Origin of the sequence: Amycolatopsis decaplanina DSM 44594, assembly GCF_000342005.1 — a bacterium.
In the GTDB taxonomy this organism is placed as follows: domain Bacteria; phylum Actinomycetota; class Actinomycetes; order Mycobacteriales; family Pseudonocardiaceae; genus Amycolatopsis; species Amycolatopsis decaplanina.
Genome location: NZ_AOHO01000055.1, coordinates 175,448 through 198,758, shown reverse-complemented (window position 1 = coordinate 198,758; position 23,311 = coordinate 175,448). Strand labels below are relative to the sequence as shown.

The 23,311-nt window shown below is 68.9% G+C and carries 19 protein-coding genes; 13 read left to right on the top strand and 6 right to left on the bottom strand.

Going from position 1 to position 23,311, the window contains the following annotated elements:
* The first annotated feature begins 94 nt into the window (after positions 1-94).
* Together H074_RS18110 and H074_RS18105 are read left to right on the top strand one after the other, a co-directional pair.
* On the top strand, positions 95-448 hold the full coding sequence (locus tag H074_RS18110; protein ID WP_007031490.1) for a hypothetical protein: 354 nt from the start codon (positions 95-97) through the stop codon (positions 446-448).
* Positions 449-459: 11 nt separating this feature from the next.
* Positions 460-762: a WXG100 family type VII secretion target gene (locus H074_RS18105; RefSeq protein ID WP_007031489.1), complete on the top strand. Its 303-nt coding sequence runs from the start codon at positions 460-462 to the stop codon at positions 760-762.
* A 60-nt stretch (positions 763-822) separates the two neighbouring features.
* Here H074_RS18105 and mycP read toward each other — a convergent pair whose 3' ends face one another.
* On the bottom strand, positions 823-2,109 hold the full coding sequence (gene mycP, locus H074_RS18100) for a type VII secretion-associated serine protease mycosin (RefSeq protein ID WP_039922731.1): 1,287 nt from the start codon (positions 2,107-2,109) through the stop codon (positions 823-825).
* Positions 2,110-2,224: 115 nt separating this feature from the next.
* On the opposite strand from mycP, the gene H074_RS18095 reads away from it, so the two are divergent.
* From H074_RS18095 to H074_RS18080, 4 genes are read left to right on the top strand one after another with little or no spacing between them, the layout of a single operon-like run.
* On the top strand, positions 2,225-2,599 hold the full coding sequence (locus H074_RS18095; RefSeq protein WP_152521440.1) for a YbaB/EbfC family nucleoid-associated protein: 375 nt from the start codon (positions 2,225-2,227) through the stop codon (positions 2,597-2,599).
* A gap of 5 nt (positions 2,600-2,604) precedes the next feature.
* Positions 2,605-2,928 carry a hypothetical protein gene (locus H074_RS18090; RefSeq protein ID WP_152521439.1) on the top strand — a complete coding sequence of 108 codons (324 nt, stop codon included), beginning with the start codon at positions 2,605-2,607 and terminating at the stop codon, positions 2,926-2,928.
* 12 nt (positions 2,929-2,940) lie between these two features.
* The gene (locus tag H074_RS18085) at positions 2,941-9,276 is read left to right on the top strand and encodes an NAD--arginine ADP-ribosyltransferase (protein ID WP_007031485.1); all 6,336 of its coding nucleotides are present in this window, start codon (positions 2,941-2,943) and stop codon (positions 9,274-9,276) included.
* Positions 9,273-9,743: a hypothetical protein gene (locus H074_RS18080; RefSeq protein WP_007031484.1), complete on the top strand. Its 471-nt coding sequence runs from the start codon at positions 9,273-9,275 to the stop codon at positions 9,741-9,743. Before H074_RS18085 ends, H074_RS18080 begins: the two co-directional genes overlap by 4 nt.
* A gap of 5 nt (positions 9,744-9,748) precedes the next feature.
* Here the strand turns inward: H074_RS18080 and H074_RS18075 are convergent, their stop codons facing one another.
* Both H074_RS18075 and H074_RS18070 read right to left on the bottom strand, forming a co-directional pair.
* The gene (locus H074_RS18075) at positions 9,749-11,002 is read right to left on the bottom strand and encodes a sensor histidine kinase (protein ID WP_007031483.1); all 1,254 of its coding nucleotides are present in this window, start codon (positions 11,000-11,002) and stop codon (positions 9,749-9,751) included.
* Positions 10,999-11,664 (bottom strand): response regulator transcription factor, encoded by a 666-nt coding sequence (locus H074_RS18070; RefSeq protein ID WP_007031482.1) that lies wholly within the window; start codon positions 11,662-11,664, stop codon positions 10,999-11,001. The genes H074_RS18075 and H074_RS18070 overlap by 4 nt, the downstream gene beginning before the upstream one ends.
* A gap of 159 nt (positions 11,665-11,823) precedes the next feature.
* Here H074_RS18070 and H074_RS18065 point away from each other — a divergent pair, with 159 nt between their 5' ends.
* The 4 genes from H074_RS18065 to H074_RS18050 all read left to right on the top strand — a co-directional run bounded on the left by H074_RS18065 (position 11,824) and on the right by H074_RS18050 (position 15,477).
* A complete protein-coding gene (locus tag H074_RS18065; protein ID WP_007031481.1) occupies positions 11,824-12,477 on the top strand; it encodes a helix-turn-helix transcriptional regulator in 654 nt (217 codons plus the stop codon).
* A complete protein-coding gene (locus tag H074_RS18060) occupies positions 12,477-14,126 on the top strand; it encodes a right-handed parallel beta-helix repeat-containing protein (protein WP_007031480.1) in 1,650 nt (549 codons plus the stop codon). The genes H074_RS18065 and H074_RS18060 overlap by 1 nt, the downstream gene beginning before the upstream one ends.
* Before the next feature lie 107 nt (positions 14,127-14,233).
* The gene (locus tag H074_RS18055) at positions 14,234-14,899 is read left to right on the top strand and encodes a winged helix-turn-helix domain-containing protein (RefSeq protein WP_007031479.1); all 666 of its coding nucleotides are present in this window, start codon (positions 14,234-14,236) and stop codon (positions 14,897-14,899) included.
* A gap of 185 nt (positions 14,900-15,084) precedes the next feature.
* Positions 15,085-15,477 carry a hypothetical protein gene (locus H074_RS18050; RefSeq protein ID WP_038509490.1) on the top strand — a complete coding sequence of 131 codons (393 nt, stop codon included), beginning with the start codon at positions 15,085-15,087 and terminating at the stop codon, positions 15,475-15,477.
* A 226-nt stretch (positions 15,478-15,703) separates the two neighbouring features.
* On the opposite strand, the gene H074_RS18045 is transcribed toward H074_RS18050, so the two are convergent.
* On the bottom strand, positions 15,704-16,405 hold the full coding sequence (locus H074_RS18045; protein WP_007031477.1) for an IclR family transcriptional regulator: 702 nt from the start codon (positions 16,403-16,405) through the stop codon (positions 15,704-15,706).
* 80 nt (positions 16,406-16,485) lie between these two features.
* Here H074_RS18045 and leuC point away from each other — a divergent pair, with 80 nt between their 5' ends.
* The 3 genes from leuC (at position 16,486) to H074_RS18030 (ending at position 19,509) form a co-directional block, all read left to right on the top strand.
* Entirely contained in the window at positions 16,486-17,904 is a 1,419-nt protein-coding gene (gene leuC / locus H074_RS18040; RefSeq protein ID WP_007031476.1) for a 3-isopropylmalate dehydratase large subunit, read from the top strand.
* Between the two features lie 32 nt (positions 17,905-17,936).
* Entirely contained in the window at positions 17,937-18,539 is a 603-nt protein-coding gene (gene leuD, locus H074_RS18035) for a 3-isopropylmalate dehydratase small subunit (protein ID WP_007031475.1), read from the top strand.
* 253 nt (positions 18,540-18,792) lie between these two features.
* Positions 18,793-19,509 (top strand): HU family DNA-binding protein, encoded by a 717-nt coding sequence (locus H074_RS18030; protein WP_007031474.1) that lies wholly within the window; start codon positions 18,793-18,795, stop codon positions 19,507-19,509.
* 534 nt (positions 19,510-20,043) lie between these two features.
* Here the strand turns inward: H074_RS18030 and H074_RS18025 are convergent.
* Both H074_RS18025 and H074_RS18020 read right to left on the bottom strand, forming a co-directional pair.
* The gene (locus tag H074_RS18025; RefSeq protein ID WP_007031473.1) at positions 20,044-20,979 is read right to left on the bottom strand and encodes an NUDIX hydrolase; all 936 of its coding nucleotides are present in this window, start codon (positions 20,977-20,979) and stop codon (positions 20,044-20,046) included.
* Positions 20,976-23,297, bottom strand: coding sequence for an RNA degradosome polyphosphate kinase (locus H074_RS18020; RefSeq protein WP_200865790.1), 2,322 nt, complete (start codon positions 23,295-23,297; stop codon positions 20,976-20,978). Before H074_RS18020 ends, H074_RS18025 begins: the two co-directional genes overlap by 4 nt.
* Positions 23,298-23,311 lie beyond the last annotated feature (14 nt).

The window sequence follows — 23,311 nt, the reverse complement described above, 5'->3', positions numbered from 1 at the left end:
GTCGATGGCAGGAACGTGCCGCATGGGCGGAATCCGTCCGTTTCAGGGGTTAGCTGGTCGATGTCAGGAACTCGAAAGAAGAAACGGAGGGGTGATGGGCAACGGCGGATTGGTCGATTTCGACTTCGCGAGCGTGCAGAACCTGATCAACAACACCGACAGCAGCCAGCAGGATCAGCTCAGCGCGCACCGATCCCACCAGGGGCGGGACTACGACAACATCAGCGGAGGTCTCGCGGGCACCGTCATGAACGCGGCCATGTCGAAGAACCAGGAACGCTCCGAGATCTACGACAAGGTGCACGCCTTCGCGCAAACGCTGGTCGAAAAGGGGAACTCTGCGGTGAACATCACCGGTGGTTCTCAGGCCGACGCGCTGCAGACGTTCGCGAGGCAGAGCTTCGGCGACGGCGGCGCCATCGACGGTGGCATCAACCCCCAGGTCTGAGAGGACGGGCAATGAACAGCGGAGACCACTTCAAGATCGTCTACGAGGCCATGAACACGGCCGGCCGCGACATCCAGAACACCGCGACGCAGATCGGGCAGGCCGCCGAAGACCAGGTCGCCCGGATGCGCAACACCATCGGCGCGGGCTGGGGCGGGAACAACGCCGAGGAGATGGGCCAGCAGTTCGCCCTGATGCAGAAGCGGACCGGCTACCACGTCGACGGCATGAACCAGAGCGGCCGCGACTACGACAGTGTCTGCAACATCGGCCAGACCTGTGAAAGCCGGGTCAGCAACATCGTCAACTCCTAGCGGTAACCGGTGAAATCGAAGCCCCGGCGCGGATCTCGCGCCGGGGCTTCGGGTTTCCGGTCACCTTTCGGAGATCAGGAAGATCTGTTCCGGCGGTTCGTCCACCACGGGTTCGGTGGAGACGGGTGCCGCGCGACCGGAGCGCCAGCCGCGGCGGCGGCCGCGCGGAAGCAGCGACGCCATCAGCGCGGCGATCGCGATCACGCCGCACACCGCGACGGTGAGCCATTTCGCCGCGGTCGCGGTCTCTTCCCGCGCCGCGATCAGATCGAGCCGTGCCTGGTCCGGTGGATCCGGGACGAACGCGGGCAGGGCGCCCGGTTTCGCGGTGTCGAGCCCGTCGGTGACCGCCCGATAGGGATCGACGACACCGGCGCCGAACGCCGGGCTGCCGAGGCCGCCGCGTGCCGGGCTCGCGGTCGCCGTCAGACGGCGCGCCACCTCCGGCGCGGACAGCTCCGGCCAGGCCGACCTGACCAAGGCGGCGGTGCCGGAAACGAAAGGCGCGGCGTAGCTCGTGCCGTCGGCATACGCGTGCCCTCCCGCCCGTGTCGAGGCCAGTACTTTGGCTCCCGGTGCGACGAGGTCCACATACCTGCCGATCTGGGAGCCGGACATCCTGGCCCCGTCGATGTCGACGGCACCGACACCGAGCACCCCGTCGTAGGCGGCGGGAAAGGACGGAAGTTCGGTCGCCGCGTCGCGCTGTGTGTTGCCCGCGGCGGCGACCACCAGCGCGTCCCTGGCCACGGCGTAGGCGACCGCGTCCCGGATGACGGCGAAATCCTCGTGCCCCGCGAGGGAAAGATTGATCACCTTGGCGCCCTGATCCGCCGCGTAGCGGATTCCGTTGGCCACCACCTGCGGGTCGATCCGCAACGACTCGCCCTGGCTGCCGATGTCACGGTCGCTGATCCGCACCGGGAGGATCTCCGCGTCGGGCGCGACCCCGTGGAAACCGACACCGGGTGCCGGATCGGCGGCGATGATCCCCGCGACTCCGGTGCCGTGTGACACACAGTCGAACGCTCCCGGCAGGGAACCCGCGAAATAGAAGTCGCGGCCCGTGCGCACCTTGCCCGGCCTGGCCAGCTGCGGATGGTCCGCGTCGACCCCGGAGTCGACCACCGCCACCAGTACCCCCGCCCCGCGGCTGTGCGGCCAGACCCGTTGGGGAGCAAGGAACTGCTGAGCCCATGGCTGGGCGGGAACCACCGCTCGCGCGGGTTCGGGATCCTGGCAGGCGCCGGGCGGCGGAGCCGCGTGCGCCGTCCCCGCGCCGGCGAAGGTTTGAACGGCCGTCGCGACCACCACGGCGGCGACGGCGGGCACCCGGAGTCGTCTCATCTCGCCATCGTCGGCCCGGTCATGACCGGAGCCGGGGCCATGGCCGCAACCGGCCACGGGGTCCTTCGGGATCCGTTCCGTCGTAAGACTGGCCGTACGCGATTTAGGAGGGGCCGTGGAAGCACCATTTTCCGGCTCGGACATGTACGCCGACTACGAGCGGCTGGCCGAGGACGTGCGGACGATGCAGGAACGGATGGCCGGGATCCGGGCCACCGCCGATTCCGAGGACGGGTTGATCAGTGTGACCGTCGGCGGAGCGGGTGAGCTGATCGAACTGTGGCTGGATCCCCGTGTCTACCGGACCCTGGATTCCGCCGCGCTGGCGGAGAGCATCACCGCGACCGTGCACCGAGCCGCGGCGGAGTCCCAGGAGAAAGGAATGGTCATCGCAGCGGGTTTCCTGCCCGCCGAGTCCAGTCCGGAGGGAACGGATCTGCGTTTCGGCCCGCTGCTGCACCGGCTCGACGAGCGCGCCGGCGGGCGGTGAGCGACGTGGCGACTGACCGCAACGGTGACGGCCGGATCGACATCCATCTCGAGGAGACGAGGCGGGAACTGGACGCGCTGAGTGCCGCCGGGTCCGGTTTCCAGGCCAAATGGGCACCTCTGCGCAGTTCCATCGAGGAACTCACGAAGCAGCTCGGCCGCGGGAAGATGGGGGAAATGTTCCAGGACTGCAAGACCAACACCCCTCTCCTGATCAAGAGCGCCGATTCCGTGGCGGTGAACTACGAGAACGTGGCGACCAACGGCAGAACCGGTGTGAAGGTCTACGAGGACGGCCAGACCGAGGCGACCCAGCGGTTCGGGACCTGAGCGGCGTCGGCGATGTCCTATCCGGCCGGAAATCTCCCGTACTCGGGCGTCGGTGAGGCGGCCGCCGGGGTCGGCGGCACCCTGTGGGACTGGACGGTCAGCGCGTGGAACGCGCTCGGAGGGGTGATCGAAGACATCTGGCCACCCGACGATCCGGACACGGCCAAAGCGCTCGGTGACGCTTGGATCGCGGGGGCGGACGCTCTCGATCTGGCGATCGGCGCCGCCTCCGGGGCCGGTCAGCGGATCAAGGACACCTGGCCGGATGCCAACGGCTACGACATGTACGCCCTCATCCGTGAGATCACCAAGGGGCAGTACGGAGGCGGCAGCGAGGGTTACGAGGAACTCGCCGCCAGCATGCGCCGGATCGGGGAGTTCTGCCACCAGTACGCCGAACAGGTCGCACGGGCACGGAACCAGCTCAAATCGGAACTGATCCACGCCGCGGTGGACTTCGCCCTGACCTTCGCCATCCCCGGCGGCCCGTGGTTGTTCGCGACCAGGATGGCGCTCAGGCTCGCGAAGCTGGTCAGGATAGCGAGCCTGGCGGGCCGTCTCGGCAACTGGACGGCCAAGGCCGGGAAGATCGTGATGATCCCGATCAAGGAAGCGGCCGACGAGGTCGTCACGAACGGGATCGAGCAGGGTCTCAACATCTCGCAGGGATACCAGGACGGTTTCAACGTCAAAGAAAGCTTCACCAATGCCGTCGCGGGTGCGGTCGGCGCACCGGTGAGCGCGGTGGTCGGGGCGCCCGGAGCCTTGCTCGGCAAGGGGATCCGCAAGACCGACATCGGCAAGAGCGCGTTGGACAACCCGGTCGGCAAGCACGTTTCGACGGCCGTGAGCTCCTTCACCACCAACGCGATCTCCTCGCCGATCTCCAGCTACGCGGCGGAGAACATGGTGAACGGGAACTGGGGCGCGCTGACCGACGTGTCCGGTTACCAGCGGTCCATCAAGGACAATTGGCTCACCTCGGGGGCGATCGGGCCCGCCCGGGCGAACGCCCACCTCGCCGGTACTCAGGCACACAACGCGGTGTTCGGCCAAGACGGGCCGCCCGGGCCGGGGGAAGTGGCGAAGAGCGGGAATCCGCCCGGTGGCCCGAATCCGCCGTCGGTGATGGCTCCGGAAACCACCTCGGCCGGCGCGGGACACGGCGCCTCGGCCGCGGTGGAAACCGGTTCACCGCAGGCGACCGGTACCGGCCAAGAGGCAGGTTCGGCTCATCCGGGCGCTTCGTCCTCGACAGAGACTTCCTCGGCGGGTTCGGCTTCCACCGGAGCGGAGACGGGATCCGGCCGGGGCACCGACGCCCTCAACGGCAACGAAAGCCGAGGAACCACAGACACCTCGGTGGGCGATCGGAACACCGGTACGACGTCGTCGAACCACTCGTCTTCGACGTCCGCCGTGGCGTCAACGTCCCAAAGCGGTACGAGTTCCCAGCCGCACCAGACATCGGTGTCGTCGACGTCGACGACACCGGGTTCGACGCACTCCGGTGCTGGGCAGGCGGCTACCGGGCAGGGGGCCTCGGCACAGGCGGCTTCCGCTCAGACGACGGCACAGCCCGGCCACGCCCAGGCGTCGACGGCGACCGCACAGCCGGGTTCCGCCCAGAGTGGGGCAGGCCAGAGCAGGTCCGGCCAGCACACAACCACCCAGGCCACTCCGGCGCAGCCTGGGCCGGCGAACGCTCCCGGAAAGACTCCGCACGCTAAACCGACGGAGGGCGAACCGAACCGGTCCGATCCGGGGACGGAACCCGACCAGGACGGCGTCACGGCGCCGATCGACGCGCCGTCCGAGCCCGCGCCCGACGTTCCGGTGCTGCCCGCCGAGGTCCCCGATGACCAGGGGCCACCGGACGGCCCCGACGAAGGCGACCCCGCAGTTCCGGCACCTTCCCGGGAAGAGCCCGCGCTCCCGGCGGCACCGGTCTTCGTCCCCGCGCAGATGCCCCGGGCGTCCGGCGAAGGCAACGCCCCGCCCCGGAACGAAAGCGCGGAAACGCCACCGGAACACCCTGACGACCTGGCACCCGAAGTGGAGGAGGTCTGGGACGCTCTGCCACCGGACGTCCGGGAGGCCGTCGTCGAGGCAGGCCCGGCCGTCGCGGGCCGGAAACTGGAAGGCCTGCTCAAGAGCGTTCTCGCGCAACTGATCCCCCGGGACCGGACCACGCGTCCTCTCGGCGAACAGCTCAAAGCCCTGCTCGCCGAACAGATCCGGGCGTTGCTGGCGAACCGGGTGAGCGGGACGCCGCAGGTGACACCGATGGCGGTGTTCACCGCCCGCGTCGTCACGGCGGTGCGCGAGGTGGCCGCGAAGAAGCCCCGTCCGTACGGCCGGAAGGTGGCCGAGGCCGAGCTGCGGAAATTCGGCAGGCTCAGCGCAAAGCTGGTGGAGGCCGCCGAGGCCGAAGGCAAGAACGCCGAGGTGCCGCTCACGACGGAAACCCACCTTCGCAAGATCCTCGATCACCTGCAGGCCAGGGGCGTACCGGGTCTCGACAAGGTCGGCGAGAGCGTCCGGACGCATCTGAAGCGTGCGCTCAGCATGCTGAACGACGGCGACCCGGCTACCCGGGAACAGCTGAGGGGCGACCAAGCGAATCTCACCGGGCTCGAAGGCGAACTCCGGGTCGCGCTCACTCTCACCGAGCTCACCCCGGAAAAGTGCGCCGAATTGGGACTACCGGGTCTGCGGATCATCGGAATCGGTGTGAAGACCGAGGACACCGACATCGATGTCCACGGAGTACTGGAGGGCAGCGGTGTCGAGGTCCGGTTCGAGGTCAAGCACGTAGGGGCGAACAGCGACACGTCGATCGTCAAGCAGATCGGGAAACACCGGCGTGACGCGGGCCCCGGCGCGCTGATCATCGCCGTGTTCAGCAACGAACTGACCAGCGAGGTCGACGACGCGATCGCCGCCGGTGCCGACGCCGTCTTCCAGTGGAGCGCCCTGGGGTTCACCGTCGTCGCCCGGCGGGACCCGGGAGGGCCGTCCACCGCGGCGGCGCCGAACCCGCCCGGGCCCCAGGGACTGCCGCCCGCCGGTCACGGGAATCAGGCCCCCGGCGAAACCCATGCCGGACAAGAGGAACCGGAGGCCATCCGCCGGGCCATGGAGGCGGAGACAGCCGGTGCGATCTCGCTCCGTCGGCGATTCCTGATGGGAGTGCTCATCGCCGTCCGGCTCCTCGGCCTGCCCAACACGATCGACAGCGCGCTCGAGGTCAAACCGCCCAAGAGCGGCCCCGTCGAACTCGTCCGCAAACGCGTCGAGGAAGAGGCGGACCCGGCCGACCCGGACAAGTCGCGAAGGCCCGGTCCGCCGCCGGACGAACCCGATGGCCCACCATGGCGGGGCCGAGCGCGGTTCACCCCGGGGACCGGTGAAGTCGACGTCGAAATGTCGCCACCCGCGGGGCCGCCGGGCAATCCACCCGGACGGCCGCAGGGGCCACCGGTTCCCCCTTCGTCGCACGCGGAGCGGTTCTACCACCCGGACAATCCGGCCCGGCACGAGCACCCGTTGCCACAGCACACTTTTACCCGGAGTCGGCTGCTTCTGAGTCTTCGCAGCGAAAGCGCGCTCCGGGCGCTGATGGCCGAGTCGGGCCTGGCGTGGAACGACCTCCGTTTGCTGCTGCTCGAACACGGCTTGCTGCCCGCCGATGCGCGGCCTGCCCGGGTCCGCGACGTCGCGCGGATCCTGGAGGCCCAATGGGTCCGCTCTCGGATCGCGGCAGCGTTGCAGGAGATCGCTGACGACGCGGCGCGCGAATTCGCGAAGCTGGCGGAAGGACTCGCTCGCGCCGACTCGGAGCGGGCCAGGAAGATCGCCGAACACGTCAGGAACGGCACGATGACTCCCGCGCTGCGGGGGATCTTCGTCCAGCAGATCTTCGCCGAGGCGGTCGCCGCCCACGAGCAGGAGATTCTCGGCGACCACTTCGGACGGTTCCGGTTGCGGACCTCCCCGGCGTATTCCCTCGACGGGAGAGGACGCGCACCGGGCGGCCCGTCGCACTACTCCGGGTGGGTCGTCCCCAACCTCACCCTTGATCTCGTCGTGGGCGGACAGCCGGTGGTCGTGCACGACTACGACCTCAACACCGGGAGCCGCACACCCGGCCGAGACCGGGTCCACCGTGGAAACACCTTCGCCCGCGGCCTCTTCGAGACGGAGACACTCCGCCCGGCGGATCCGGCGACGACGTCGCGAGCCCGCCCGACGCCGGTGCCCGCGCCTCCCGGGGACGTTCCCGCGAGTCCGAACGAACCCGGCGCGATCGAACGGGCGATGGAAGCCGCCAACGCTCCCGTGCTGTCCTATGGCCGCAGGGTCCTCATGGGGATCCTCCTCGCCGTCCGGCTTCTCGGGGTTCCGAACACAGTGGACAGCCTGCTCGAACTCAAACCGCCGAAGAGCGGGCCATCCGATGTGATCCGGCCACGTGACACGGACGAACGGGGCACGCGCCGCCGTCGTCCGAAAGGTCTGCCACCCCGCGATCCGGACGGCCGATTCACCACCGCCCGGATCGATCCGGATACCGGGGAGATCACCTTCGGCGATTCGCCCGGTCCTGCCTCGATGGGCATGTCACGGCATGACGAAGTCGGTGGCTCACGGTGGATCGATGCCCGGCGGACCGTGGCACCGGGGCCCTGGGACGGGGCCGTGATCACCGGCGAAGGTGTTCTCTACGCGCCCGCGGGGATGTCGATCGGGGACGACATGACCACCCGCAACGCGCATATGCGGGTAATGATCGCCAACCGCCCGGACCAGGCGCGAGCCTATGTGGTCACGTTGCACGGGAGCGGGAACGGCCATCCGATCCCCGGCCTCAGCCTGACCCTCGACAGCCGCCTGACCGAAGAGCAGATGCGGGCCATCGAAGAGATCTTCATGATCAGCCCCGAGCAGGTGGCCGAGGCGACGCTGGCCAGCCCGTACTACACCCCCGGACGGCCGGTCCAGTTGAATTCCTGCCATTCCGGATCGTCCGGCTGGGCGCAGCGGTACGCCGACGCGCTGGGCGCCGAAGTGATCGCGCCGATGGCCAGGCTGGACGTGATGCCGGACGGATCGCTGCGGGTGCACGGATTTCCCCCAGGCAAGGGCTGGGCTCGGTTCACTCCGGGCGGGTCGGCGCCCGTCGAGGTCCCGGCACCGGGCAACCTGCCGACGGCACCGGGACCCGAGAGCACGGGTACGCCCAGCTCTATGGACGCGGTGATCAACCCCGGCCGGGACGAGACGGCGGAGTTCCTCGGCCGTGAAGACGTCCAGGACGCGCTGCGCCGGGGAAACGAGATCAGCCGGCGGGATCCGGACTCGCGGATCAAGATCGACGGCGTCCCACTGGACATCGGCGACGCGATCGCCAAGCTGCTGCCTCGGCATCCGGAGTTCGTCAAAACGCTTCTGGAGACACCCTTTCTCCTGAACTCTCTGCTGGCCAGGCCGCAGACGCTGGGAAACGTGCTCCAGTACCCCGAGGCCGTCGAGATCGTCCTGGAATCACTGGAGGAACTGGAAGCCAGGGGTGCGGAGGAGATTCTCCGGGAACACCGGGAGACACCGCGGCCCGGTCCGATCGAGACGACGGAATCCCAGCGCCAGGCCGTCGCGGGCGTACTGGCGGGAATTCCCGAGCAGTACCACCGCGTTCCGCCTGGGCAAGCCGGCTACGTGCCTCCCGGCAAGTCCACGCCGGAGAAACTCCAAGCGTATTTGGACGGCCTGGAGCGTTCGTGGCGCTCGAACCAGGACGAGCTGAACGAACTGGCGGACTGGCTGGCCGCGGAAGCGGGCGGAATCGCCAAGTACCGGGACAAGGTCAAGAGCCGGGTACGCATGGTGGACAAACTGGCGAAGGACGACGGCAGCGGCTCCGTGCTGACCGACGTGGTCGGCGCGCTCGTACGGTTCGACACGGTGGCCGACGTCTACCGGGCGCTGGCGATCCTGCACGCCCGGCTGGCTTCGGACGGCTCACCGATCAGCATCGTCTTTCTCGACGACCGGTTCGCCGGACCACAGAAAAGCGGGTATCGGGACATCCAGATGTCCGTGCGCCTGTCGAGCGGGCACATCGCCGAATTCCGGCTGCACCTGAAGTCCATCGACGAAGTGGCACGCTACGAGCACAGCCTCTACGAGGTGCGGCGGGATTTCGCGGCCGTGAGCAGGGAACAGGGGCGCGCGGTCACCCCGGAGGAGACGGCGATCGAAGCCTTGATACTCAGGCGTGAGAGGGAACTGTTCCAGGAGGCGACGAACCGCGGCATGACCGCGGACGACGAAGGGGAGAGTTCGTGAGTGAGAACCCGCTGGCGGACGAACTGCCGATGTTCTTCCGTTACTACGGCTTGACCTATCGGGTCGACGGGACACCGGAGGGTGGCCTGACCGGTCATCTGCTGAATCTGAGGACCGGGCGGATCGACGAGGACGCCTCGCACGTCCACGAAGTGCTGTTCGCCATGGGTGAGGACATCGCTGTGCTGGACGAGGCGGGTTATGTGGAACTCACCGAGATCAAGCGTTCACGGGCTCTCCACGGAGACGGGCCTATCTTCGCGCTTTACGACACGGTTCAGGCCGTCTACGACAAGGCGAGCGAGGAGTCGCGGCGCCTTGCACCGGAGGAGCACGCCCTGCTCCGTTCGTTGTGGACGCGGACCTTCGGCCTTTGGGCACAGGAGTTCGAGCGAAGGGACGCCGGGGAGCCGCCCTCGTTCGAGTTCGGTTCCCTGCTGGGGGACACCACGGAGGAGCCGGGGTAGCCCGGTCAGGAAGTACTGACCGGGAACCGCAGTTCGAAGATCGCGCCGCCCTCGTCGGCGTTGTACACCGCGAGCGTGCCACCGTGCGCCTGCGCGACCCACCGCACGATCGACAGCCCGAGCCCGGAAGACCCGCCGGTGCTGGCGAACCGGTCGAAGGCGTCGTCCGCCATCGTCGTGTCGATACCCGGGCCGTGGTCCGCGACGGTCACGGTGCCGCCGGCGACGGTCAGGTGCACGAACGCCTTCGCGCCCGGATGGCGGCCGTAGCGCATGGCGTTGTCGAGAAGGTTGCCGATCGCCCGCTGCAGCAGCGCGGGATCGGCGTCGACCTTGGTGGGCGCGGCGGTGACGGTGACTTCGGCGCCTTCGGTCGCGGTGTCCTCGACGATGCCCACCACCAGCTGATCGAGCCAGATCGGCTGGATGCTCAGCTGTTCCACACCGGCGGCGAGCCGGGCGCGGACGAGCAGGTCGTCGATGATCCCGCCCATTCTCGCGGCGAGGCGGACGGTGCGCGGCAGGAGTTCCGCCGACTGCGCGGGGTTGGCCATCGCGGTTTCGGCGAGCGCGCGCAGGGCGGCGACCGGGGTGCGGAGGTCGTGTGCGGTCTCGGCGAGCAGGACCTCCTGCTGCTGCAAGGCCGCGGCCGCGGGGCGGATCGAGCGGCCGGACAGCAGGTGGCCAGCGAAGCCCAGTATCGCGACCAGCAGCACGGTGCCGCCGATCACCAGCAGCGTGAACCGGGTGTGCGCGGAGTCCTCGGCCTCGGTGGACTGCACCGCGACGACGGCAGCGAACGTCTTGCCGCCGCCGTCGCGCAGGGGCTCGGCGCGGACCTTGACCATGTCGCCGTTGGCCGCCTTTTGATACCCCTGCACCAATTCTCCGGTCTTCACCGCCTCGGTGGCGAGGCCGTTCAGCAGCTGGATGCTCATCGGGACGCAGTTCGCCCGCGAAAGATGCGGCTGGAACGCGGGCGCCCCGCCGGACAGGATCGCGAACTGGGGGCAGCGGTCGTTCAGCACGTCGGTGTTGACCAGGCCGAAGCCGACGGTGCCGTTGTATTCGACCAGCCTGCTGACCGACGACGTGACCTGGGTCAGCGCGGCGTCGATCCGCTCGTCACCCTGGTCACCGTCCTCGTCGATGAGCAACCAGGCGAAGACGACCAGCCCGAGGGTGTTCATCGCGGTGAACAACGCGGTCAGCGTCCAGCGCAGTCTGCGCAGCCGATCGGCCGAGGAGTGGGTGTTCACCGGGTGCCCAGCCGATAGCCGAGACCGCGGACGGCGTGGATCAGTTCGGGTTCCTTCAGCTTGCGGCGCAACCGCTTCACCACCACGTCGACCACATTGGACATCGGATCGGCCTGCGCGTCCCAGCAGTGCTCGATCAGATCCGCCCGCTGCACCGGCAGCCCGGCCCTGGTCAGCAGGTATTCGAGCACCGCGTACTCCTTGTTGGTCAAGGTGAGCAGCACGCCCGCCCGGCGCACCTCGCGCCGCGCGCAGTCCATCACCAGGTCCTCGCAGTGCAGCACGGAGGGCCGGTCGAACGCGGACCGGCGGCACAGATTGGCCACCCGCTCGGTCAGTTCGGCCATCACGAACGGCTTCACGAGGTAGTCGTCGCCGCCGTGCTCGAACCCGGCCACCCGGTCGGCGAGCGCGTCGCGGGCGGTGAGGAACAGCACCGGCGCCCGCCAGCCCAGCTGTCGTCGCATGTGGACGTACTCGATGGCGTCGCCGTCGGGCAGCATCCGGTCCAGCACCACGCAGTCGTGATGCGTTCCGCGCAGCAGCCTGTCCGCGGTCGCGATGTCTCCCGCGTCGTCGACGACGAAACCCGCCGAGCGCAGCTGCGTGACCAGCGCGAGCCGCAGATTCTCGTCGTCTTCGACGACCATCACCCGTGTCATCAAAACCTCATGTTCGGACAGCGAAAGTGGATGCGTGCAGTTCCGCGGTGCCCCTGAACGCTAACGCGTCGGGTGGCCCCGCCCGCCCGGACGGCGGGAACTGGCATGAACAGGACGTCGTCGGCGGCACCGCGCCGGGAAAAAAGGGAGGTACCTGCGATGACCGTGCAGACCGGCCGGCTCAGCCTGGTCACGGGAGCGGGCCCGGGCAGCGACCGGGCGGGACTCGGCGAACTGCTCGCCGAAGCGACCGGTGAAGTGCTCGTCATGAGCACGGGAACGGACACCGCGTTCCAGCGGATCGCGCTCGCGAACGTGCGCCCCGGCGTACGCCACAAGGTGCTCTTCCCCGACTCCGCGCGGATGTCCGGCGCGCTCAGCCGGCTTTCGCGGGCCGGGGCCGAGGTGCGGACCGACGCCGAGGTCCCGATGGACGCGCTGGTGATCGACCGGACGTCGGTCGTCCTGCCCGCGGAAGGCAGGCAGGCCGGATCCGCGGTGTTCCGGCTGCCCGGCGTGGTCACCGCGACGGTGGGGCTGTTCGAGCGCATCTGGCAGGCCGCCGCCCCGCTCGTCCCGGTGGCTCTCCCGGAGTCCGGGAACGCTTCGATCCTGACCTGCCGCGAGCAGGAGCTGCTGGCGCTGCTCTTCTCCGGTACGACCGACGAATCCGCCGCCGCGCGGCTCGGGATCTCGGTGCGCACGGTGCGCCGGATGGTCGCCGACATCATGAACCGGCTCGGTGCCCGCAGCCGGTTCCAGGCCGGCGCCAAGGCCGTCGACCGCGGCTGGCTGATGGCGAAGGCGGGCTGATGACCACCTCGACTCCCGGCCGTGTTCTCCTGGTGGCGCGGCGGCCCGGCGCGTATCCGACCATCGGCGACGCCTTGGCGGAAGCGTCCGACAACGCCGTCATCACCATCGCAAGCGGCGAATACGCGGAAACCGTCGAACTGACCGGCATTCGGGTGACCCTGGCCGCTGCGGACGGCGCCACCGTCGTCGTCGACGGCCGGGGCGCCGACCGGCCCGTTTTCCGCACCACCGGCGGAGCGCTTGTCCTCGAAGAGATCGAGGTCCTGGCGGGCGGCGCTTCCGCGATCCAGTCCCACGACACGGAATTGACCGTCCGGCACTGCACCGTCTCCGGCGGGCGTGGACCGGCGATCGCGATCCGCGGCGCGACGGCGTTCACCGTGACCGGCTGCGTGATCTCGGCGGCGGAGCAGGGGATCCTCGTCGACGGCTCGCCCGGCAGGATCGAGGACACCACCGTCGAAGACGTGACGGGCGACGGGATCACCCTCGGCCAGGGCGCCGATCCCGTCGTGGCAGGCTGCACGGTGACCGGATGCGGGCTGCGCGGCGTTTACGTCTACCAGTACGCCCGGCCGAGTATCGAAGGCTGCGTGATCTCCCACACCGGTCACGAGGGGATCGCAGTGGCGCACCACGGAGGGCCGGTGATCGAGCGGTGCACGGTCACCGGCACACGCGGTCCGGGGATCGCGTTCGCGTCCGGCTGCGGCGGTGAGATCTCCGCCTGCCGGGTCAGCAACACCGCGGAACCCGGGATCGCGATCGCCGAAGGGGCGACGCCGACAGTCAGCGAAGCCGTGGATCCCGGCGCCGTGGGGGACAGCGCCCTGGACGACATGCTCGCCGAACTCGACGCGATGATCGGTCTTCCCGGGGTCAAGGAAGAGGTCCGCGCGCTGGTCGACGAGTTGCAGGTCAACGAATGGCGCCGCCGGGCCGGGCTGCCGGTCGGCGCCGCCGGGCACCATCTGATCTTCGCGGGCGCGCCCGGCACCGGGAAGACGACGGTCGCGCGGATCTACGGGAAACTGCTGAAGGCGCTGGGAGTCCTGCCGATCGGCGAATTCCACGAGGTGACCCGCCGCGAGCTCGTCGGGCAGTACATCGGGCACACCGCGGAGAAGACCGCGACCGTGTTCGAGGAGGCCAAAGGCGGTGTCCTGTTCATCGACGAGGCCTACACGCTCACGCGGTTCGCGGGTTCGGGCGGCGACTTCGGCCAGGAGGCGATCGACACCCTGGTCCCGTTGATGGAGGAACATCGCGACGAGGTGGCGGTGATCGTGGCCGGGTACACCGACGAGATGGCCGGCTTCCTCGCCGCCAACCCCGGTCTCGCGTCCCGCTTCGGCAAGACGATCGAGTTCGAGAACTACAGCCCCGCCGAGCTGCTCGCCATCTTCGGGCGGATGGCGTCCGCGGGGGACTACGAACTCGATCCCGATGCCGGCCCGGTGCTCACCGACCACTTCCGGCGCGTCTCGGGTGACGTCAACTTCGGCAACGCGCGGGACGCGCGCCTGCTGTTCGAGAAGGCGCGCACGGCTCAGTCACAGCGCTTGCGGCTGACAGGGCGGATGCCCGCCGTCGAAGAACTGCGCGGGTTGCGCGTGGCCGACGTGGAGGCGGCCATCGCACGCTGACGCCCTGCCGGAGGTCGATCGGGGACGCGGGTTCACCTATGGCCGGTAAGGCCCTGCCGGAGGTCGATCGCGGACACGGGTTCACCCACAGACACTAAGGTGCCAGTGTGCGGGTGCTGGTGACCGAGGACGACGAAAACTTGCGGGTGGCGCTGGAATTCGCCCTGCGCGGCGACGGTTTCGCGGTGGACACCGCCGCCGACCTGCCCGGCGCCGACGAGGCGCTGATGGTGAACGCCTACGACTGCGCGGTGTTCGACCGGATGCTGCCTTCGGGCGACGCGTTGCTGTACGTGCGGAACCGGCGCGGCGCCGGATGGCCGATGCCGGTGCTGTTCCTGACCGCGCGCGACAGCGTCGCCGACCGGATCGACGGGTTGCGTGTCGGCGGAGGCGACTACCTGGTCAAACCGTTCGCGATGCCGGAACTGATCGCCAGGGTGCGCAGCCTGTGCCGCCGCGACATGGCCGGGCAGGCGGTCGTCCTGCGGTGCGCCGACGTGGAACTCGACACCGGAAGGCATCAGATCGCGCGGGCGGGCGTGCTTCTCACCGTGACCCGCAAGGAGTATCTCGTCATGGAGCGGCTGATGGCCGCGTCCGGACGGCCGGTTTCGCGGCGGGAACTGATCCGGTACGCGTGGGACGAGATGGCTGATCCGGCGTCGAACGTGCTGGACGTCGTGATCGCGCGGCTGCGGCGGAAGCTGAAGGATCCGCCGCTGATCCATACCGTGCGCGGGTCCGGGTACCGGATGGCGCCGCTTCAGTGAGTCACTCACGCCACTTGAGTCACAGTGGCCGAAGGGGACTTTCCCCGCATGCCGCGTGGTGAAAGCGCCCTTGGCGGCGTGAGACGCGGGGAAAGTCCCCTTCAGCTCCCTCCCACGGGCTGGACCCGCCCCGGATGTGCCATGCTCGACAGCGCACGAGGCGGCGAAACCGAGAGGTGACGAGGGTGTCCATCTGGGCAGGCGTGATCAATTTCGTCCGGGCACGGTACGAGGTGCTCGAAGAGCGGGACGGCTGGCTCCGGTTCCGGGTCGACACCGGCGACGGCCGCGGCCAGCAGGTGTCCTTGCACCACTTGCCCGACCACGACGGCGCGGAGTGGGTGGAGATCTCGTCTCCGGTCGGCTGGGCGGACAAGATCGATCTGCGGCGCCTGCTCGAACTGGCGGGCGGTGACTCGGTCGGCGGCGCGGCGGTGGTGGACGGTGTCGCACTGCTCAAGCACACGATCCCGCTGGTCGACCTGAACCTGGTCAACGAGTTCGAACATCCGCTGAAGTCCCTCGTCACACGTGCCGACACACTCGAACACGAGCTGACCAAGGCCGACGAGTTCTGATCCGGCCGGTCCTTTCAGGACGGTCCGGGAAACGGTGAAGGCCCCCTGCGGCGCAGGGGGCCTTCACCGTTTCCGGGACGTGGTCCCTGGCGATACCGGGGCCGAGGCTTGTCGCGAAAGCCACTTTCGCGACGTCTGGTGTCCCGAAAGTGGCTTTCGCGACACCGTCGCACTTCCGTCACCGGAAGCCGAATCGCCACTCATGCCCCAGCGTCGCGTCTTGAGGTCAGAGGCGCTCCTGCAGCGCGTCCGCGGCGGCGAGCAGGTCCGCGGCCCAGCGCGCCCCCGGTTTACGCCCTATACGTTCGATGGGCCCGGAAACCGACACCGCGGCGACGACGGTGCCCGTCGAATCCCGTACCGGCGCCGAGACACTCGCCACACCGGGTTCCCGCTCCGCCACGCTCTGGGCCCAGCCGCGGCGGCGGACTTCGAGCAGTGTGCGCTCCCCGTACACCGCTTCGGTGAGGATCGTCCGCTGCGTGTGCGGATCCGACCACGCGGCGAGCACCTTCGCGCCGGAGCCCGCGGTCATCGGCAGCCGTGAACCGATCGGCACCGTGTCACGGAGTCCGCTCGGCGGTTCCGCGGTCGAAACGCAGACGCGCTGGACGCCGTCGCGGCGGTACAGCTGAACGCTTTCGCCGGTGATGTCGCGCAATTTCGGCAGTACCGAACTCGCCGCGTCGAGCAGCGGGTCGGTCGAACCGCCCGCCAGTTCCGCGAGTGCGGTACCCGGCCGCCAGCGCCCGTCGGGGCCGCGGCGCAACAGGCGATGCACCTCGAGGCCGACCGCGAGCCGATGCGCCGTCGCGCGCGGCAAACCGGTCCGCGTGCACAGTTCCGCCAGGCCACAAGGATCTTCGGCCACGGCCTGAAGCACGGCCACGGCCTTGTCGAGTACTCCGATACCGCTATGCTGTCCCACAAGCCGATACTATCTTCCCGAAGTTTGAGATGTCCAGATGGTGGGAAGCACCTATTTCACCGCATGTGAGGAGCCGGAAAATGCCCCGGACACTGGCCGAGAAAGTGTGGGAGTCGCACCTGGTGCGGCGCGGCGAGGGGGCCGAGCCCGACCTGCTCTACATCGATCTCCACCTGCTGCACGAGGTCACCAGCCCGCAGGCGTTCGACGGACTCCGCCTGGCCGGCCGGAAACTGCGCCGCCCCGACCTCACCATCGCGACCGAGGACCACAACGTCCCGACGATCGACATCGAGCTGCCGATCGCGGATCCCGTGTCCCGCACCCAGGTCGACACCCTTCGCGCGAACTGTGCGGAGTTCGGCGTCCGGTTGCACCCGATGGGCGACGCCGAGCAGGGCATCGTGCACGTCATCGGCCCGCAGCTGGGCCTGACCCAGCCCGGGATGACCGTGGTGTGCGGCGACAGTCACACCTCGACGCACGGCGCCTTCGGCGCGATGGCCTTCGGGATCGGCACCTCGGAGGTCGAACACGTGATGGCCACGCAGACCCTGCCGCTCCGTCCATTCAAGACGATGGCGATCACGGTCGACGGAGAACTGCGCCCCGGCGTCACGGCGAAGGACATCATCCTCGCGGTGATCGCGAAGATCGGCACCGGCGGTGGACAGGGCTACGTCCTCGAGTACCGCGGCGAAGCCATCGAGAAGCTGTCGATGGAAGCCCGGATGACGGTGTGCAACATGTCCATCGAAGCCGGCGCGCGCGCCGGGCTCATCGCACCGGACGAGACGACGTTCGCGTATCTGAAGGGCCGCGCGCACGCGCCGCGGGGCGCCGATTGGGACGCCGCCGTCGAGAACTGGCGCGAGCTCCGCACGGACGACGACGCCGTCTTCGACGCCGAGGTGCGCCTGAACGCCGACGAGCTCACGCCTTTCGTGACCTGGGGCACGAATCCGGGCCAGGGGCTGCCGCTGGGCGCCGCGGTGCCCGATCCCGAGCGGATCGGCGACGAGAACGAGCGCATCGCCGCTGAAAAGGCCCTGTCCTATATGGACCTGAAGCCGGGAACGCCGCTGCGTGAGATCGCGGTGGACACCGTCTTCCTCGGCTCGTGCACGAACGGCCGTATCGAGGATCTGAGGGCCGCGGCCGACGTCCTGCGCGGGCACAAGGTCGCCGATTCGGTGCGGATGCTCGTCGTCCCCGGCTCGATGCGGGTCCGCCAGGCGGCGGAAGCCGAAGGGCTGGACCGGGTCTTCACCGAAGCGGGCGCGGAATGGCGTCAGGCGGGCTGCTCGATGTGCCTCGGCATGAACCCGGACCAGCTCAAGCCGGGTGAGCGCAGCGCGTCGACCTCGAACCGCAACTTCGAAGGCAGGCAGGGCAAGGGTGGCCGGACGCATCTGGTCTCCCCGCTCGTGGCGGCCGCCACGGCCGTGCGGGGAACGCTGTCCAGCCCCGAAGACCTGCGACCCGCCGCCGCCCGCTGACATCGCTGACATCCGCGAAGGAGTTCCCAACCATGGACGCGTTCACCCACCACACCGGCGTCGGAGTCCCGCTGCGCAGGTCCAACGTGGACACTGACCAGATCATCCCGGCGGTCTACCTCAAGCGCGTGAGCCGCACCGGCTTCGAGGACGGGCTCTTCGCCGCCTGGCGTTCCGACGAGTCGTTCATCCTCAACCAAGACCCCTTCAAAAGCGGGTCGGTCCTGGTCGCGGGCCCGGACTTCGGCACCGGTTCCTCCCGTGAGCACGCGGTCTGGGCCTTGATGGACTACGGGTTCCGCGTCGTGATCTCCTCCCGGTTCGCGGACATCTTCCGCGGCAACTCGGGCAAGCAGGGTCTTGTCGCCGCCCAGGTCGAGCAGGCGGACGTCGAACTGCTGTGGAAGCTGCTCGAAAACGAGCCCGGGACGGAGGTCACGGTGGACCTCGAGTCGAAGACGGTACGAGCCAAGGACTTCACCGCGCCCTTCCAGATCGACGACTACACCCGCTGGCGGCTCCTCGAAGGGCTCGACGACATCGCCCTGACACTCCGCCACGCGGAGGAGATCGACACTTTCGAGACCCGGCGCCCCTCCTGGAAGCCGGTGACCCTCCCGGCGGCCATCTCCTAGGGCAGGTCGAAGGAGGCGGATTCCCTTGCTGAGCAGGGAATCCGCACCCCGGCCGAGGGTCTTCACAACAGCCCCGGAACCACACCGAACGGCACCCCGAGGGGCCCTGAAGGGGTCCCTCGGGAGGCGGAACAGCCCCCGAGGCAAGGGAAATTTCCGCGCGTCGTTTGGAATTTGTGCTGCATTGGTAATACCGTGTGCGCTAAGTCGGCCGACGGGGCCGTGTACAAGTAGTTCTTCTTGGAGGACTGGAATGGCCAACAAGGCCCAGCTGATCGAGGCGCTGTCGGAGCGCCTGGGCGACAAGAAGGTCGCGTCGGAGGCCGTCGATGGCCTTGTCGACATCATCATCCGGACGGTCAACAAGGGCGAGAAGGTGAACATCACCGGCTTCGGTGTGTTCGAGAAGCGCGCCCGCGCCGCCCGCACCGCGCGGAACCCGCGCACCGGTGAGACCGTTCGCGTCAAGAAGACCAACGTGCCCGCCTTCCGCGCCGGCACGACCTTCAAGGACGTCATCAGTGGTTCGAAGAAGCTGCCGAAGGCCACCGCTGTGAAGCGCGCGACCGCCGGCACCACCACTCGTGCCACCACCACCCGCGCGACGACGACCCGGACGGCCGCCAGCCGCCCGGCCGCGACGCGTTCCACGACCACGCGGACCCGCGCCGCCGCCGCCACGACGACGCGCGCCGCCGCGAAGCCGGCCGCCAAGGCGACCGCGACCAAGGCAGCGGCCAAGACGACCGCCGCCAAGGCCGCGCCGAAGACCGCCGCCAAGGCCACGACTCGCGCCACCACGGCCAAGAAGGCGACCGCCACCAAGGCCGCCGCGAAGCCGGCCGCCAAGGCTCCCGCCGCCAAGGCTCCCGCGAAGAAGGCTCCGGCCAANAACGGCAGGCCCCCGCGCACGGCGCGGGCCCCTGCCGCATTTTCGGGGCCATCGCTAAACACCCCTGCGGCCGCCTGATGACCCCTGTCACGCTCGCGTACGGCCTCCGGGGAGGGATGGGGCCAGGAACGGATCAGCGGCCGCCCTGCGGGCGAATGTGATGCGGTTCTCGTTGCCGCGGGACGGAGCCAGCGGAAAAGAATCCGCTTCGCCCCGATTTTCCCGGGCCGCCGTCTTCTTTCGAGGTCACGGATTTCGAGTCTTCGCAGGTCCGCGCGGGCATTCACCGGTCACCCCGATGGACGCATCGTCCGGTACCGCGGGGCTCGCCATCCACAGTGGAGCGACGAGCTCCTGTTCGCTAGAACACAGCCGGAGTAAGCGCGTCACCCACGTGGGGGAGCCGCACGACGTTCCCCGTGGCAAAGCAGGCGAACTCGCGTGACTGGAGACCGAACTCGCGTGACTGGAAGCGGAACTCTCACATCCGCCCAGAGACACGCGTGATCCGGCTCCAGACACGCGTGTCCGGGGGGAACTCCGTCCAAGCGCGTGATGGCTCTCTTCCTTCGGCCCAGCCGAAGGAAGAGAGCCATCACGCGAATCGAAACGTCAGTGATGTGCGGGAGCGGGAGTGGGCAAAGGCGACGCGAAGTAGTCCGCGGCCATCAGCACCGGCCCGTCGTCGCCGGTCGGCGCCCGGAACGACAGCACCCAGAACGAGCCCTTCTTCGACGGCACCACGCCGCCGCGCGCGGCTGTCAGGTCGACACCGTCGCGGTCCGCCAGTGCGCTGACGACGTCCGGGATCACCCCGCCCTGGCTGGAGATCACCGGCGTCCCACCGTCACCGGCGATGGCCAGCAGCCGTGCGACACCGAGCACCGGGTCCGGCCAGTAGCCCTCTTCAGACAGCAGCGGCTCGTGCCGGACCTCGATCCCGAGATCTTCGGCGAGCCCGTTCACCGTCTGGACGCAACGAAGCCGCGGCGCCGAGAGCACCCTGCCGGGCGCGTAGTGCCGCAGCAGCGAACGCAACGCTTCGGCTTGACGCTGGCCGGCGTCCGACAGCGGCCGCAGGTCGTCGTCGCCGGTCCACTCGTCGCGCTTACCCGCTTTGGCGTGCCGCACCAGGATCACCGTGGTGAGTTCGGCCGGCAGCGCGGAGAACTCGCGCAGCACCCGGACGTCCCCTGGCCGCGTCAGCAGTTTCTCCGCAGCTTCCGCGTCGAGCCAGCGCAGTTCGTCGACTTCCTCGTTCGGCTCGAACGCACCGGAGACCGCGTGCGCGGAGAAGTAGTCGACGGTCTTCGGCACTCCCGCCACGGTGTATTCGGTCCGGACCAGATACCGGCCGAGCACCGCTTCGAATCCGGTCTCCTCACCGATCTCCCGGACCGCCGCCCTCGCGATGGTCTCGCCCGGATCGAGCTTTCCCTTCGGCAGCGACCAATCGTCGTAGCGTGGCCGGTGGACCAGCGCGACCTCGATCCGGTCCCCGTCACGACGCCAGAGAACGGCTCCCGCCGCCCGCACGACCCCGCTCATCCCGCCGCCCCGTGCCGCTTCGCCAGTTCGACCTGATGGTCGCGGACGTCGTCCCCGGAGGCGGGGAACGGGGTCCACTCGCCGGTCGAGTTCAGCACCCAGCACCGGGTCGAGGGGTGCAGCGCGGATTCGAAGATGTAGTCCAGTCGCGCCGTCAGTTTCGGATCCTTGACCCGCACCAGCGCCTCGATCCGGCGGTCCAGGTTGCGGTGCATCATGTCCGCGCTGCCGATCCAGCGCGTGCCGCCCGCGAGGAAGGTGAAGATGCGCGAGTGCTCCAGGAAACGGCCGAGGATGGACCGCACATGGATGTTCTCGCTCAGTCCCTCCACTCCCGGCTTCAGCGCGCAGATCCCGCGCACCACGATGTCGACCGGCACCCCGGCCTGTGAAGCGTGATACAGCGCGTCGATCACCTGCTCGTCGACGAGGGAGTTGCACTTGATCCGGATCCCGGCGGTCTGGCCGGCGCGGGCGAGTTCGATCTCCTCGCCGATCGCGCGCACGATGCCGCGGCGGATCCCGTGCGGCGACGTGAGGATGTTGCGGTAGGTGTCCTGGCGGGAGTACCCGGTGAGCACGTTGAACAGATCCGTCAGGTCCGCGCCGATCGTCGGGTCGGCGGTCAGGATGCCGAGGTCCTCGTACAGGCGCGCGGTCTTCGGGTTGTAGTTGCCGGTGCCGATGTGGCAGTAGCGGCGGATGGTCGAACCCTCCTGCCGCACCACCATCGACACCTTGCAGTGCGTCTTCAGCCCGACGAGCCCGTAGACCACGTGCACGCCCGCGCGTTCCAGTGTGCGGGCCCAGGTGATGTTGGCCTGTTCGTCGAACCGCGCCTTGATCTCGACCAGCGCGACGACCTGCTTGCCCGCCTCGGCGGCGTCGATGAGCGCGTCGACGATCGGTGAGTCGCCGGAGGTGCGGTACAGCGTTTGCTTGATCGCCAGCACCTTCGAGTCCGCGGCGGCCTGTTCGATGAACCGCTGGACGCTGGTCGAGAACGAGTCGTACGGGTGGTGCACGAGGACGTCGCCTTCGCGCAGCGTCGCGAACACCGACTTCGGCGTCTCGCGCTCACCGAACGCCGGATGCGTCGCGGGAACGAAAGGGCGGTCCTTGAGTTCCTTCCGGTCGACACCGGACAACTGGTGCAGGCAGGTCAGATCCAGCAGACCGGGGACCTCGACGACATCGCGCGGGTCGACCTCGAGTTCGCGCAGCAGCAGTTCGAGCATGTGCTCGCTCATGTCCTGCGCCACTTCGAGCCGCACCGGCGGGCCGAACCGCCGCTGGGCGAGTTCGCGTTCCAGCGCCTGGAGAAGATCCTCGTCCCGATCCTCTTCGACCTCGAAGTCGGCGTTGCGGGTGACCCGGAACGCGTGCTGCTCGGTGACCTCCATACCGGTGAACAGCTCGCCGAGGTGGGCGGCGATCAGTTCCTCCAGCGGAAGGAACGTCGCGGTCCGGTTCTCCCTCGGCTGCTGCTCGATCCGCATCAGGCGCGGCACGTTGCTAGGCACCTTCACCCGCGCGAACCGCTCGGTGCCCGCCTCCGGGTCCCGGACGGTGATCGCGAGATTGAGCGAAAGCCCCGAAATGTAGGGGAACGGGTGCGCGGGATCCACGGCCAGCGGTGTGAGCACCGGGAAGATCTGCTCGCTGAAGTAGTTGGACAGCCGGAGCTGGTCGGCGCCTGCCAGGTCGTTCCAGCCGACGATGTGGATGTCCTCGTCGGCCAGCTGCGGCCGCAGGTGCAGCTCGAAGGCGTTCGTGTGCCGCTCGACCAGGTCCTGGTTGCGTTTGGCGATGTAGGCCAGCTGCTCGCGCGGGGTGAGCCCGTCCGCGCTGCGGACCGGGAGCCCGGTCTCGTCGCGGCGTTTCAGCCCGGCGACCCGCACCATGTAGAACTCGTCCAAATTGGACGCGAAGATGGCCAGGAACTTGGCGCGTTCGAGCAGCGGCTGCGACTCGTCCTCGGCCAGCGCGAGCACCCGCGCGTTGAAGTCCTGCCATGACAGCTCACGGTTGAAGTACCGGTCGTCGGGCAGGGTCTCGACGGCGGTGGGCGCCGAGGTCACCGCGGGAGGCGCCGCGGGCAGCGCCCGGAACTCCTGGGCGGGACGGCTCGCCGAACCGCCACGCGTCGCGCGGACGGCCGCGCGCGGGGCCGAGCTGTCGGTCTTCGCCGCAGGGGAGGTCTTCCTCGCCCGGACGGGTTTCGCCGCGCCGTTGTCCGGTTCCGGTTTCGCGGCGGAGGTCTTCCGCTTCCTTGCCGAGTTCGGGGTGCCGCCGTCATTTGTGCTCACGGGCTTCATTGTTCACCACTCGG